This is a genomic window from Tolumonas osonensis, from assembly GCF_014202415.1.
Classification (GTDB): domain Bacteria; phylum Pseudomonadota; class Gammaproteobacteria; order Enterobacterales; family Aeromonadaceae; genus Tolumonas; species Tolumonas osonensis.
The window spans coordinates 147833-163288 of sequence record NZ_JACHGR010000005.1 but is presented as its reverse complement, the minus strand read 5'-3'; the positions used below and the strand labels follow the sequence as shown (position 1 = coordinate 163288).

The window sequence follows — 15456 nt, the reverse complement described above, 5'->3', positions numbered from 1 at the left end:
TCTTCAGTGACTCAGTTTCATTCGCCCCTGGCTAAAGGCATCACTGCTGAATTGATACCAGGCGATCGCCTCTTTTATCAGCTGGTCATCGCTTTTTGCTGTTTTGGCAAAAGCCTTGTCCAGTTGCTGAACTTCAGGTTCTTTGCGTGGTCGCAGGATCACCAGTCGATCCGACGTCATATAGCCAAGCCCCTGGTAAGTCGCGATGAATGCCCGTTGCGGGCCATCTGGCGTCGCAAACACATCGGTTCCCATAAAATTCGACTTATAAGAGAAATTCAGCAAACCAAGCAGAGTCGGGGCAACATCGATCTGGCTCATTAACCGAACAACTTTTTGTGCCGGTATATGGGCCGGGGACCAGACAATCAGCGGAATATGGTAACGCTCTGCCGGCAGATCGGTTTTACCGGCGCTGGATGAACAGTGATCAGCCACGATCACAAATACGGTGTCTTTATACCAACTGTGCTCACTTGCCTGTTTAATAAAATGGCCAATCGCCCAGTCGGTATATTTCACGGCGGCCTGTCGGCTGCCGGTGGGGAGATCAATCCGGTTTTCCGGGAAAGTATATGGACGATGGTTACTGGTCGTCATGATGTGCGCAAAGAATGGTTTCCCTTTCTGGCTGGTCTCATCAAACTCGCGCAATGCCATGGCATACAAGTCTTCATCTGCCACCCCCCAGATGTTCTCATGGGTGATCTGGTTACTGTTCAGCTCAAGACGGTCTTTGACGTTATAACCGTTATGCGCAAAGAAGTAGTTCATATTATCGAACGTACCGTAGCCGCCATAAAGGAAGGAAGAATCATAGCCTTTACTGTTGAAGACGCTGGCCAGGGAAAACAGGGATTCATTATCAGGACGGCGGACAATGGATTGCCCCGGTGTCGGTGGCACGGCCAGTGATAAGGCCTCTAGCCCCCGGACGGTTCGGTTTCCTGTCGCATAAAGACGGGTGAACAACATTCCTGAATCTGCCAGTCGATCCAGATTGGGCGTCAGGCCTTTGGCATTGCCAAATTTACCCAGATAGTCGGCTGAAAGACTTTCCACAGAGATCAGAACCACATTCAAACGACGTTCTGTTCCTGCATGTTGGATATTGCGTTGTATGTCATTGGGCTGAGTCGAGACGAACTGTGCTTCTGGTGTTGCGAGCTGTTCACGAACAACCGATGCAGCAGAAATATCATTTTCTGTTGGATAAAAATGACGGTAGTTCAGTTCATTATTATTGAAGGCATAAAACAGAGAATAAAGCCCGCTGCCTGCCAGTTCATTAGCATAACGGTTTTCCCGCAGATCTTTGGCCTGTCCGGACAAGGCAACATTCACCAGCAACTGCACGATGATCAGACCGGACAGCATGTATCTGCGTGGCGTATGCCCCCATTGAGCCAGGAATGATAAACGGTTGATCGCGACAACGAGTATGACGCTCGTCAGCGCAGACAGACTTAGCCACGTCAGCAGAGGATAAGACTCCTGTATATTCCCAATGACTTCATTGGTATAAACCAGGTAATCCACCGCGATGAAGTTAAAGCGGCTTTCAAACTCCTCCCAGAAAACCCATTCACTGACGGCTAATACAACCAGCGCATAGGCGGTGACGAGACTGAAAATCCGGCCGGCGATGATCCATATTTTATTGTGCCGCCAGCGTAACGGGATCACTGTCAGCCAGAGCAGCACCGGGATCAGCAGGTAACTCAGGGTGGCGAGATCATAGACAACGCCACTGATGAAAGAGAAGCCGAGATCAATGAATGACAATGTATTTTTCTGTGTTGCCATGACTGTCAGCACAATACGGCTGACGGTATTGGTCACAAGAAACAGAAAACTTAACCAAATAGCGAAGTGGTAACGACTGATTGAACTGCCTGGTTTCACAAACGACCTAAACCTGCAAAAAACGAAGTGCAGGTATGATACGTGAGTTGGGTTAAGACATCCTTAAAGTTCGCCATCCGGAAAGCATTAGTGTGATTCAGCTCCTAGGCGGGGCTTGCTGTTGCCGGATACGGAGCAATTAATGGCAAAATACGTTAATCTCACCGCGGTTCATATTAGGGAGATGGTTATGCGGCGTTCAACAGGCGTTTCTGCTCAGAAATGGGTCTGGCAGGCAATGGTGCGTAGTGCTTTGGTGCCGCTGGTCCTCGTTGAAACCGTGCTGATAGCCGTTTATCTGATCAGTAATAATCTGATTCGGGAAGCCAATATGGATTACCTGTACCAGAAGGCCGATAACGAATTGCAGATATCGGCGTTGCGGGAATCGGGGATTATCCGTGAACAAGTGCTGGCTGTATCCCGTCAGACGGCAATATACAGAGCAGAGACACAACGGGTTTTAACAGAAGCGCATTATTTTGTTTCTGAGGCAGAAAAATCAAATCATGCAGTATCACCGCAGGGTGTGTTTCATTCGATAAAAGATACGGGAGGCGCAGCTTCCTTCTATTCAGCGTCAACACCTGCGTCAAAACAGGATCATGAGAAGGTATGGCGCTTATCCCAGCTTGATCCCTTAATGAAACAGATCAAAGAAAACAATCCGCTGATAGCTTCTCTCTATTTTAATAGTTGGGATTCCTATAACCGGATTTATCCCTGGTTTTTTACGCCGGATCAGTATCCTGTTGATATGGTGATTCCCAATTACAATTTTTATTATCTGGCTGATGGTAAAAATAACCCGTCACGTACAGAAATCTGGACAGATGTTTATATCGATCCGGCGGGCCATGGCTGGATGGCATCCTGTATTGCGCCCGTTTATAACGGTGATTTTCTGGAAGGTGTCGTCGGGCTGGATATTACCGTTGGCACGATCATTGAGAAAATTCAGAGTCTGGATATTCCCTGGGGAGGATATGCCATTCTGGTGAACGGGAATGGCAATATCATGGCGATGCCGCCGGAAGGGGAAGAGGATTTCGGATTAAACGAGTTAACCACCCACAGCTATCAGGAAGCGATCAAACAGGAAATATTCAAACCGGAACAGTTTAATCTTTTCCTGCGCAAAGATTCACAGCAGATCATTAGCGATATAAAAAACAGTCATAACGGCAAAGGTTTTCTTGTTCTGAAAGGAAACAAAAAACTGATCGCCTGGGATACCATTCCCGAAACGCACTGGAAGCTGATCACGATTGCTGATGAGAATCAGGTCTATACCGAAACGAATACCCTGGCCAAGCATTTTGAGCGGATCGGCTATCTGATGATCGCGGGTTTGTGTCTGTTTTATATGATCTTTATTTTCTTTATCTGGCTGCGCTCGCGCTCTATGAGTCAATCCGTTTCACAGCCATTACTGCACATGAAAGCGATGGTGGATCAAATCGGCAAGGGTGAATACCAGCTGGAAAAACCGGCATTCAGGATTGCGGAACTGCAGGATACAGCGACTGCCATTGTGAACATGGGACAAAAACTGAATGAGATCACCTGTGCTCTCCAGCAGGCCAAAGAAGAGGCGGACTCTGCGAATAAAACCAAAAGCCTGTTTCTGTCCAGCATGAGTCACGAGCTCAGAACGCCACTCAATGCGATTCTCGGCTTTGGACAGTTATTGCAAAAAGATGATAACAATCTGTCATTCAGGGAGCGTCAGAATTACATCAATGAAATGATGACCGCTGGTGATCATCTGCTTAAGCTTATTGATGATGTACTTAACTTTTCACAGATAGAAAATAATAACACGCTGTTAAAAATAGAATTACTGGATGCAGTCAGCGTGATCAAGGAATGCAGCGAAATGCTGCGGCCTATCGCAGTAAAAGAACAACTCATATTATCGGCAGACTTACCGGCAGATCCTGTTCTGATATTGGCGGATAGTACGCGTCTGCGTCAGGTACTGATTAATTTGCTTTCCAACGCGATTAAATATAATCGTCCGCATGGTGCAATCAATATTTCTGCTGAAATCAGCGATAACTATTTGCGTGTCAATGTGCATGATACCGGCAAAGGTATTGCGCCGGAGAAACAAAAAGAACTGTTTACGCCATTTAATCGCCTGGGACACGAGACGTCGGGAATAAAAGGCACAGGAATCGGATTGTCCATTTCAAGGCAACTGATGGAATCCATGAATGGCCGGATTGGGTTCAGCAGTCGTATGGATAAGGGATCCGTGTTCTGGATTGAGCTGCCATTAGCTGACCAGCCCGCCACCGTATCTGAATCAGAGCGGGTACCTGAATCTGTTGATACGGTGAAAACTGTGCAGGGGGATGAGTCTGAGCGGATGGCGGCTGCGACATACAACATACTATGCATTGGTTGTGAACCGGAATCAGTCCGGCAATTGACATTGTTATCCGGGAAGGGGCCTGTGGTTATTTCTTCTGTTACATCAGTGGCAGACGCATTACGCATGCTCAATCAGAATGATATCCATCTGATACTGGCGGATATTCAGCGGACGGATATGAACGCTTATACGTTGCTCCGGCATCTGCGCGGTACCGAGAGGAACCGGGCTACGCCTGTGATTGCCATAACGGATGAGATCATGTCTTTATCACTGCACGCGACACCCGGACTAAGGTTTACTTATGCGTTAATCAAACCGTTTGATGTGTCGCATGCCTGGGCGGTTATCGAAAAAATGTTAAATATCAGTCCTGCGTCTGAATAGAGAATCCGGGAATATTGGTTTCTGTTGTTTCTGGATCGGGCCTGACCTGTTAGCATTTGCAGTATAAAACCAAGCTGACTAAGTGTCTGACTGTGTTAACCGATCTGGAGTCATGTTTTGTCTGATGCAATTCTTCATTCGCTGCAAAACCAACTGTCTGAATGTCTGCCTGCCGATAAAGTTCAGTTACAGCGCCGTTTACAAGGTGTGCAGCGGTTGCCGGCTAATAAGCAAACCGCCGTTTTAGCCATTATTGAGCAGGAGCTTGAAAAAGCCCGTCAACGGGCCGTATTGCGTCAGCAAAATATTCCGCAGCTGCATTATCCCGATCTCCCGGTTACGGATAAACGTCACGACATTGCTGACGCGATTCGCAAGCATCAGGTTGTCATCGTCGCGGGGGAAACGGGTTCCGGTAAAACCACCCAATTACCTAAAATCTGTCTTGAGGCTGGCCGGGGCCATCAGGGCATGATTGGTCATACTCAGCCCCGTCGGCTGGCAGCGAGAACGGTTGCCGCCCGTATTGCGGAAGAGCTGCACTGTGAGCTGGGTTCTCATGTCGGTTACAAAGTCCGTTTCCATGATCAGGTTAATGAGAACTCCTATATCAAACTGATGACCGACGGTATTCTGCTGGCGGAGATTCAGAATGATCGCATGCTGATGCAGTATGACACGCTGATCATCGATGAAGCGCATGAGCGCAGTCTGAATATTGATTTCATTCTCGGGTATCTGAAACAGCTGCTGCCGAAACGTCCGGATCTGAAACTGATCATTACGTCAGCGACGATCGATCCGCAGCGTTTTTCCCGCCATTTCGGCAATGCACCAATTATTGAGGTATCTGGCCGGACTTATCCGGTCGAGGTGCGCTATCGCCCATGGCAGGAAGAGGAAGACGGCGATCCGCTGCAGGGGCTGTTTAATGCCGTTGATGAGTTATGCGAGGAAGGGCTGGGTGACATCCTGATCTTCATGAACGGTGAACGCGAGATCAGGGATACCGCCGATGCCTTGCGGAAGCGAAATCTGCGCGATACAGAAATCCTGCCGTTGTATTCGCGTTTATCCAACGCAGAACAAAACCGGATTTTTTCACCACATGCCGGGCGCCGTATCGTTCTGGCGACCAACGTCGCGGAAACGTCATTAACCGTGCCTGGTATCCGTTATGTCATCGATCCGGGTACCGCCCGTATCAGCCGTTATTCCTACCGTACCAAGGTTCAGCGCCTGCCGATAGAACCGGTTTCTCAGGCCAGCGCAAATCAGCGTAAAGGTCGTTGTGGCCGTGTTGCGGCGGGTATCTGTATTCGTCTTTACTCTGAGCTGGACTTTTTAGGCCGTCCGGAATTCACCGATCCGGAAATTCTGCGTACCAACCTGGCGTCCGTTATTCTGCAGATGCTCGCGCTGGGGCTGGGTGATATGAGCCGGTTCCCGTTTGTCGAAGCGCCGGACAGTCGCCATATCAAAGATGGTTTGCGTCTGCTTGAGGAATTGGGAGCAGTCAGCGGTTCGATTGAAGGCAAACAACCGTTACGATTAACGCCACTGGGGCGTCAGCTGTCCCGTATTCCGCTCGATCCGCGTCTTGCCCGTATGGTGCTGGCTGCGCCTAAATTTGACTGTCTGGATGAGATCCTGATTATTACCTCGGCGTTAAGTATTCAGGATCCGCGTGAACGTCCGATGGAGAAACAGCAGGCATCGGATGAAAAGCATAAGCGTTTTGAGGATAAAGACTCTGATTTTCAGGCCTTTATCAATCTGTGGAACTATGTGCAGGAACAGCAGAACGAGCTGAGTCAGAACCAGTTCCGTAAACAGTGTCAGAAAGAGTTTCTTTCCTATCTGCGCCTGCGTGAATGGCAGGATATTCATTATCAGGTTCGTCAGTCCACCCGTGAATTAGGGCTCATCATCAATCAGACTCCAGCGGCGGAGCAGGCGATTCACAGTGCCATTCTGACCGGTTTGCTGAGTCATATCGGTGTTAAAGATGGTGATAAATCAGAATATATCGGTGCGCGTAACGCCCGGTTCATGATTTTCCCGGGTTCTGGTTTATTCAAAAAACCGCCGAAATGGAGCATGGTAGCCGAACTGACGGAAACGTCGCGGCTGTATGGTCGTATTGTGGCCCGTATTCAGCCGGAATGGATCGAGCCGCTGGCCGGCCATCTGATCAAGAAGAGTTACAGTGATCCCCGCTGGTCGAAAAAAGCGGGCGCGGTGCTGGCCTCCGAGAAAGTGACCTTATATGGCATTACGCTGGTGGCGGATCGCGAGGTGCAATATGGCACGATTGATCCGGTCGTGAGCCGGGAGCTGTTTATCCGCCGTGCGTTGGTGGAAGGGGATTTTGATACCCGCCACCGCTTCTTTGCGGAAAACCGCAAGTTGCTGGCTGAAGTCGAAGCACTGGAAGCCAAATCCCGCCGCCGCGATATTCTGGTCGATGATGAAACGCTCTATCAGTTTTATGACTCGCATATCCCGGTCGACGTGGTTTCTGCCCGTCATTTCGATAGCTGGTGGAAAGAGGCCAGTAAAAAGAATCCTGAGCTGCTCAATTTTGAGCGGGAAATGTTGCTGCAAGGCGATGCCTCACACATCAATGAACATGATTATCCGAACCAGTGGACACAGGGACGCCTGAAGTTCCGTCTTTCCTATCAGTTTGAACCGGGCGAAGAGGCGGATGGTGTGACGGTCCATATTCCGTTGCCTCTGCTGAACCAAGTCGAACCGGTGGGCTTTGACTGGCTGATCCCCGGTATGCGGCACGAGTTACTGGTTGCCTTGATCAAATCATTACCCAAGCAGTGGCGTAAGAACTTTGTTCCGGCACCAAATTATGCGGATGCGCTGATGGCGTCTGTTTCTCCGGAGCAGGGCCCCTTGCTGGATGCGATAGAACGGCAACTGAAACGAATGAGTGGGCTGACCGTTCCCCGTGAATGCTGGGACTGGAATGCGATACCCGATCACCTGAAAATGACGTTCCGTGTTATTGATGACAAACGGCGCAAAGTGGCGGAGAGCAAGGATTTACTGCTGCTGAAAGAACAACTGCGGGAGCAGGTGCAGCAGACATTATCTCAGGTGGCAGATGATGATATCGAGCAGGAAGGCCTGACGCTGTGGAGCTTCGGTCCGCTACCGCAGCAATACAGTCAGAAACGGGGCGGCTTTGAAGTTAAAGCCTATCCGGCGCTGGTGGATCAGAAAGACTCCGTGGCGATTCAGCTGTTTGACTCTCCGGCCGCACAGCAGACGGCTATGTGGGAGGGGCAGCGCCGACTGGTGTTGTTGAATGTGCCGTCCCCAATTAAATATCTGCAGGAAAAACTGCCGAATAAAGCCAAGCTGGGGCTGTATTTTACGCCGTTTGGCAAGGTGACGGACCTGATAGACGATTGTATTGCCTGTGGCTGCGATCAGCTGATGCAACAGCACGGTGGCCTGTCATGGGATGGCGATGCCTTCCAGGCGCAAAAGGAGGTCATCCGGGGTGAGCTTAATGAAGCTGTGGTAAAAATTGCGGCGCAGGTGGAACAGATCCTGACTGCGGCACACGGCATCCGCAAACATTTCAAAGGCAAGATGACGCTGGAGCTGGCATTTGCCCATTCGGATATTCAGATACAGCTGGATCGCCTGATTCACAAAGGATTTGTGACGGAAACCGGTGCGGCGCGTTTACCGGATCTGCTGCGCTACATGAAAGGGATTGAGCGGCGTATGGAGAAAATTCCGGTCGATGCCAACCGGGATCGTATGTATATGCTGAAGGTCCAGCATGTGGAACAGGCTTATCAGCAATTACTGGGTAAGCTGCCAAGAGGGCAGGCGATACCGGAAGAGGTTCGTAATGTCCGCTGGATGATTGAAGAGTTACGGATCTCTTATTTTGCTCAGGTTCTGGGAACACCATATGCGGTGTCTGACAAGCGGGTATTGCAGGCGATCGAGGCGATTAAAATTTAATCTTGCAGATGGGATCTGGTATGTAAAAATTGGCCTCAATAACGAGGCCAATTTTCTATACATGAATGCTTATTTCTTCTGCGGCAATTCCATATTGCCTTTCACGGTAATGCCGTTTGGTTCGAAGTCGAGAGAGGTAAACAGACGAACCCCACGCATTTCTTCCAGCATATTAACTACTTGCTGCACTTCTTCCTGTTCATCGGTCATGCTGCCGGATGCAGCGGTAGATGGTTCTGCAGTCATTTCAGCAGCAGAGGTCGCTGTTTCTGGCTGTTCTGCATTCTCTGTCACAGTCTGTTCAAACTGATTGCGTCCGATCTGTGCCATGTCCGCCAGCAGACTGTAATCCAGACCTAACTGGTAGAATCCGTTAGCAGCCAGAGGCTGTTTAGTCAGCGAAGCGGCCAGTTTAGCACCTGACTCGCCGGTAAAGACAGTAATGTGCTGACCATATAAACCCAGCTTTATTTTCTCCGGTAACGGCAGCAACGGGAGCACTGGCAAGTCGACACTCTGACCATCGGCTGGCAGTTTCACCATATTTGCCAGCTCCGGATCTACCATGCTCAGCATGCCCCATAATTGTTGAGGCTGTTTCCCGGAAACAGAAGCCACAAAGGACAGTTTTTCAATGGTGGCCGGCATGTCTGCCGTGTCATCTTTCAGTTTCAGTTCCTGCAGGCTAAAGCTGGCTCCCTGCAGGCCCTGGACCAGAGCGGTCCCCATCGCCAGCATTGACGGATTGCTCATCTTCAGGCTGCTTTGCACATCCTTTAATGCGGCACAGGTGACTTCAGCCTGTGTTGCCCGTGTCCATAAATCGGTAATCACGGGTGCCAGTTCGTCGACGTTAAGACCAATGCCGATTTTGACCAGCGATTTATTATCTGCCGCATAGTCAGGTATAAATCCACGCAGTTTTTGCAGCGAGGTCATTGTTGCCGCATCTTTGGATTCGATTTTAAACACACTGTCAAAACGGTTCGGATTACTTTTGGTATCCAGATTGGTATAGCCGAATACTTCTTTGGGCCAGAGCGCTGCAATGCCTTCAATATCTTTCTGACATTCGGGGGTGCGGTATTCAGCCAGATTCTTTGTGCTTTCACCTTCGGTGAGCTTATCCAGTAATCTGGCCAGCGAGCTGTCTGCGCGGGTCAGGGTTTTGACCAGCATTTCATTGTTAATAAAGCCGAGCGCGTTTTTACGGAAACCGTAGTCCTGTACCAGCTTGTCGAGTGTGCCGGCCTGTTTGAGCGATTGAGCCGGTTTGGTGATACCGAAAGCGATTGCCATATCTTCTTCCGGCACCATATTTCCCAGATCCAGTGTGAGGATGGCAAAGCCGTCTTTTTTACCGATGGCAAAGGCGACCGGCTGGTTGCCCTGGTTAAAGAAATAGCGTTTATATGTAAATTCTTTAAATTTTGCTGTTTCAGGCTTGGCCTTTGAACGTAATTCAGCCGCCGCAATTAATTTGTCGAAATTAGCTTCGTTTTCTAATTTAAAACGTAATACCGGTAAGGCGCCAACGGTATAAAAAGCGGCGTCTGATTTATCAGCAAAACCAAAACTTTGAGGATTAATTGTTCCTTTAGTGAGCATGGTCACATATTCGGCATAAAGTCCGAAGATAATTTTTAAACCGTTATTCCATTCTTCAGGTTTTGTTTCAATTTCTTGTTGCAGACGCTCTATTTCCTGAACGGATGCGGCTGTTCCGCCAGTGAACAACTGAGAAAAACGGGCCTGTAGCGGAGAAATGGTGTCCTGCCATGATGTGGGCTCAAGATCGCCCATAAATACCAGAGTGTCAGCAGGAACGTAGGTCAGACTGGCTGAAGTATTATCGTTTTTTTGCTGAACGGCATAGTAAGCCCCGACAGCGATAGCAGACGCGATCGCTGCATATAAAATCCCGTTTTTCATGTTTGTTATCCTGAATGGGGTATAAAAATTAAATGCTAGTCAATTGTAAAAGAAATATTATTTTTTTCATTACTGTTTTTAATTGACTTCGGCTTGGAATGCTTTAGATTGGTTACCAACTGATAGTGCGGTAGCGCTTACGTGACATACGGCGTCATTTCCTACAAGAAAGTCATCGTTGTCCATTTAAGTAAACCCCTTTCAGCGTTAATGGCCGAAAGGCTCAAGTATTTTGTGTTAGGAAATGTGTTATGTCCGTACGTACTGGCAAAGTAAAGTGGTTCAACGAAGCTAAAGGTTTTGGTTTTATTCAGCAGGACGAAGGTCCGGATGTGTTCGTTCACTTCCGCGCTATCAACTCTACCGGTTTCAAAACCCTGGCTGAAGGCCAACGCGTTCAGTTCACTGTGACTCAAGGCCAGAAAGGCCCACAGGCTGAAAACGTAACTGTACTGTAATTTATACAGCAACAGATAGAAAAAGCGCCTTAAGGCGCTTTTTTTTTGCTCTCGCAAAACCGGATGACTTCAGATCCAGATAGTGACGAGGTGATTCCGGGCTGCCGTGTCAGCTGATTTTCATCTGCTGTAACTGATATAACGTCGCATAATGCTGGTTGGCTGCCAGCAACGCATTATGATTGCCACGTTCAATCACCTTGCCATGTTGCAACACCAGAATTTCGTCAGCGTCTACTATGGTAGACAAACGATGAGCGACAATCAGCCAGGCGTGCTGGTGGCGAATAGAAGCGATAGCCTGCTGCAGATGATGCTCTGTCTGAGAGTCTACGTTGGCGGTCGCTTCATCCAGAATCAGGATAGGCGGATGAGTCACCAGTGCTCTGGCAAAAGAGAGCAATTGTCGCTGTCCGGCCGAGAGATTCTTGCCTCCCTCCTGGAGTGGCATTGATAACGCATCCTGCGCATTCATGCTCTCAAACCATTGTACATGCGTTAACACCTGTCTGATGTCATCATCACTGATCTGAGCGCGTCCGAAGCGAATGTTTTCTGCCACTGTCCCGGCAAAGATAAACGGATCCTGCTGAATAACACCGATCTGTGAACGCAGTTGTTTGATGTCCCAGTCTCTGAGCGGGTGCTGTTCAATGAGGATGTCGCCGGACACCGGTGGGTACATGCCGCTCAGCAGATGCAGTATGGTCGATTTGCCGCTGCCGGTATGACCAACCAGCGCCATCATTTTGCCGCGCTGCAGCTCCAGGTTGATATCCTGTAGCACCAGTCCGCCGTCATCCTGGTAACGGAAACAGACCTCCCGGAAGCTGACGTGACCCTGAATTCGCTGCTGGTATGTTCCTGATGATTCTTTCTCCGTATCAAGCAGGTTAAAAATACGTTCTCCGGCAATTAACGATTGCTGGATTTGTGTCAGCTGATTGGTGAGTTCATTCAATGGTTCGATCATGCGACCCATATAGCTGACAAACGCATAGATAACCCCGACCTGGATCTGAGAGGTGCCCTGCAGGGCAAACCAGCTCAGCAGTGATCCCAGCGTAATGATATAAAGCAGGTCAATCATCGGACGCAGTAATAGCCCGTTAAGCTGCAACACTTTCATCCGGGCTTGCTGATGCTGCTCATTCGTGGCGGCAAATTTATCAGCGAAACGGGCTTCCTGTACCAGCGACTGGATGATCGGGATCCCTTGCAGGGTTTCGCTGAGCTGGTGATTGAGGTCTGACAGACATTGCCGGGCTTGCCGTGACCATGGCATGGAGCAGCGCTGATAAATCTGCATGATCCCCGTGGTAACCAGCATCATTAACGCAACCGCACAGGCCAACTGCCAGTTAAGCCAGAACATGCCTCCCAGAATGCCGGTCAGTAAGACGATCTTCTGAATGGATTGGCCGATCACCTGAATATAAAGTTGCAGCAGGGTTTCAGTATCGTTCCCGATGGTTGAGATCAGATGCCCGGTCTGATGCCGGTCAAGGTAGCTGGCTGGCAGACGGAGTGCGGCACAGAAGGTTTGCTGTCTGAGCCCCTTGATGATCGCCTGAGCCGCTTTGCTAAACAGCAGAGATTGTTTGTAACTGCTGAAGGCGGCGATGATCTGCAGGGACAAATAAGTCAGAACGAACAGGCTGATTTCATTGACGAACCAGAGACCAGCGGCCAGGCGGGTATCGATGAAATGCTTGATGAGCAGCGGACCACTGATTTCCGCCAGTGCTGACAGAAACAGGAAAAACAACCCGGCCAGAATAATCTTCACGTGAGGCCGGCAATAGGCGAGCAGACGCAGCAGGGTGTTATTCATTCACTTCCTCTGTCAATGCTTGTTCAAGTTGTTGGTAATGCCATGTCCGGGCATACCAGCCATCCTGTGCCAGTAACGAAAGATGTGTACCGGACTCCCGCTGTTCACCCTGTTCCAGCACAATAATCTGATCAGCCTGTTCTATTTCCTGCAGGCGATGGGTCACCATCAGCACAGTGACGGTATTTGACGCGGAAAGCAGGTTTTTCAGAATCCGGGACGCGGTTTTGGCATCAACGGCAGAGAGGGCGTCGTCCAGTAATAAGAACGGCCGCTGAGTGAGCCAGGCACGGGCCAGCGCAAGGCGCTGTTTCTGACCGCCAGACAGCGTGATCCCCCGTTCACCGACTGCGGTCTGATATCCTTCCGGCAGGGCGGTAATATCCCGGTGTAATTCGGCAAGCTTGGCGGCGGCAATGATCTGCTCTTCCGTTGCTTCCGGACAGCCTAACGCAATATTTTCTGCCACCGACAATGAGAACAGATAGGGTTCCTGCGGCACATAGGCGAATTGCTGACGTAATTCCTGCAACGGCCAGTCGGGTAATGCCTTGTCATAGAGGTGAATCGTGCCTTGCTGAGGATCGGCAAATCGCTGCAACAGTTTCAGCAAAGTACTTTTCCCGGCACCAGTTGGTCCGACAATACCAATAAAATCGCCCGTCTGAATCTGCAGGCTGATATGTTGCAGCAATGCTACGCCGTTTTCATTTTCAAACCGCGCCAGCCGGATTCCGAGCGCATGCTGACCGGCAGAAGAGGGTGGCGAGACCATCTGGCCTGAAGTTAACTGTGGTTTGGTCGCAAGCACGGAACGGATTCGCTGATAAGCGGCATTACCGCGTTCCAGGATGTTGAACAGCCAGGCGATAGCAAACATCGGCCAGATCAACTGACCCAGATAAAGACTGAAACTGGTTAACTGACCGATAGTCAATTCCTGCCGCATGACGAGCCAGCTGCCTCCGGCAATCGCCAGCAGATAGGCACTGCCGATACAGAGATAGATTACCGGATCAAATTTGGCATCAACCCGGGCTACCTGCATATTGGCCTGATTAGCGGATTCAGCACTTTGCTGCATCTGCTGCTCGGCATAGTGTTCTGCCGCGAATAACCGCAATGTCCGTAAACCACTCATATTTTCGTGTGCAATGTTATTCACATCCCCGAAAGCAGCCTGAGCCTTACCGAAGGCCTGGTGGATTTCTCTGCCGATCCGGGCGACCAGAAATGCCATGATGGGCAACGGGAGCAATGCCAGCAGGGTCAGCGGTAACGAGTATTGTGTCACCATGATCCAGAGCACCAGGCAACCGATAAACAACGAATCCACCAACGTCAGAATGCCTTCACCGGCCGTCATTTCTACGGCCTGAATATCATTACTGACATGCGCTATCAGCTCACCGGTCCGGTGTTGCCGGAAAAAATCCGGATCCATCGCCAGATAATGCCGGTATAGCTGCTGCCTCAGTAAATAGCCGAGTCTGTAGGCGGCACCATATAACGCGACCCGCCAGATATAGCGCAGTGCATACACCAGAAAGCCGATAGCAAGAAGAGAGATGAGCAACGGCTGAAATCCGGACCAGATCGTGGAGCCGGGGGCGGGGTGAACAACGGTATCGATCATGGAACCAATCAGCGCGGGCACTTTGGTCTGAATAACCGCGATAATGCAAAGTACGCTCACGGTCAGCAGATATCGCTGCCAGTGAGCGCGGAAAAACCAGGCTAATTGCCAGATTAGCGTCATCGCTGTTTGCCCGAGAGCAATAGTTCACAGCGTTCTGGCAACTGAGGCATCCGGTTGGGCACCGGTTTGCTGCTTACCCTGGCTGGTTTGGTCAGCCATGAATCCAGTTCTGCTCCGCAGCCATCGCCCGGCGGGAATGGTTTCTGGGGTTCGCAATCTCTGCTGCCGACCGGACAATGTAAACGGACATGGAAATGTGCGCTGTGGCCAAACCAGGGACGTAATTTACCCAACCAGGAGGGGCCGCTGGCAGCAAATTGCTCGCACATGGCTTTTTTGATCGGCGGATTGACAAAAATACGCTCTACACGGGGATCCTGTGCGGCCAGCTTCAGTAATGTCATTTGCTGAGAGCTAAAGTTTTTATTTACTCTGTTCCGTCGGAAATCGACCATTTCCTGCGCTTTGATGTTATTACGTGCCGCAGCACTTAGCGGTTTGCCGGCGAACCGGAACCAGATATCGGTATCCAGTCCGCTCTGATGGCTGCGGTGTCCGGTGCTGAATGGGCCACCTTTGGCCATGGCCATATCACCTACCAGAATGTCGGGCAGACCGACCTTTTTCGATTGCCGGGCTAAATCGAGAACGTATTGTTCCATCACCGGATGGCTATAGAAACGTTTCTGACGAGGACGCAGAATCTGGTATCCGGTGCCGTTTTCAGGCAGTGCGACGGCGCCTTGCAGGCAACCGGCAGCGTAGCCGCCGATTGCTTCTGCTGAACCATGACTGGGTGTAACCTGCTGTGCCCATGGATTACTCATGGCGGCGACTAAAATCCATTGATACATAACAGCTA

The 15456-nt window shown here is 50.1% G+C and carries 8 protein-coding genes; 3 read left to right on the top strand and 5 right to left on the bottom strand.

The window, feature by feature from the left end:
- Positions 1-3: 3 nt before the first annotated feature.
- Positions 4-1905, bottom strand: a complete 1902-nt coding sequence (locus tag HNR75_RS08415) for a sulfatase-like hydrolase/transferase (RefSeq protein ID WP_188026533.1) — start codon at positions 1903-1905, stop codon at positions 4-6.
- Positions 1906-2095: 190 nt separating this feature from the next.
- On the opposite strand from HNR75_RS08415, the gene HNR75_RS08410 reads away from it, so the two are divergent.
- On the top strand, positions 2096-4672 hold the full coding sequence (locus tag HNR75_RS08410) for a hybrid sensor histidine kinase/response regulator (RefSeq protein ID WP_188026532.1): 2577 nt from the start codon (positions 2096-2098) through the stop codon (positions 4670-4672).
- Positions 4673-4789: 117 nt separating this feature from the next.
- Positions 4790-8671, top strand: a complete 3882-nt coding sequence (gene hrpA, locus HNR75_RS08405; protein WP_223157831.1) for an ATP-dependent RNA helicase HrpA — start codon at positions 4790-4792, stop codon at positions 8669-8671.
- 69 nt (positions 8672-8740) lie between these two features.
- Here hrpA and HNR75_RS08400 read toward each other — a convergent pair whose 3' ends face one another.
- Positions 8741-10603 (bottom strand): hypothetical protein, encoded by a 1863-nt coding sequence (locus tag HNR75_RS08400; protein WP_188026531.1) that lies wholly within the window; start codon positions 10601-10603, stop codon positions 8741-8743.
- Positions 10604-10854: 251 nt separating this feature from the next.
- Between HNR75_RS08400 and HNR75_RS08395 the strand changes: the two genes are divergently transcribed.
- Complete coding sequence (locus HNR75_RS08395; protein WP_012729494.1) at positions 10855-11061, top strand: cold-shock protein; 207 nt, start codon at positions 10855-10857, stop codon at positions 11059-11061.
- A 109-nt stretch (positions 11062-11170) separates the two neighbouring features.
- Here the strand turns inward: HNR75_RS08395 and HNR75_RS08390 are convergent, their stop codons facing one another.
- From HNR75_RS08390 to mepA, 3 genes are read right to left on the bottom strand one after another with little or no spacing between them, the layout of a single operon-like run.
- A complete protein-coding gene (locus HNR75_RS08390; RefSeq protein ID WP_188026530.1) occupies positions 11171-12895 on the bottom strand; it encodes an ABC transporter ATP-binding protein in 1725 nt (574 codons plus the stop codon).
- Complete coding sequence (locus tag HNR75_RS08385) at positions 12888-14654, bottom strand: ABC transporter transmembrane domain-containing protein (RefSeq protein ID WP_188026529.1); 1767 nt, start codon at positions 14652-14654, stop codon at positions 12888-12890. The genes HNR75_RS08390 and HNR75_RS08385 overlap by 8 nt, the downstream gene beginning before the upstream one ends.
- Complete coding sequence (mepA, locus tag HNR75_RS08380) at positions 14651-15448, bottom strand: penicillin-insensitive murein endopeptidase (RefSeq protein ID WP_188026528.1); 798 nt, start codon at positions 15446-15448, stop codon at positions 14651-14653. Before mepA ends, HNR75_RS08385 begins: the two co-directional genes overlap by 4 nt.
- Positions 15449-15456: the final 8 nt, after the last annotated feature.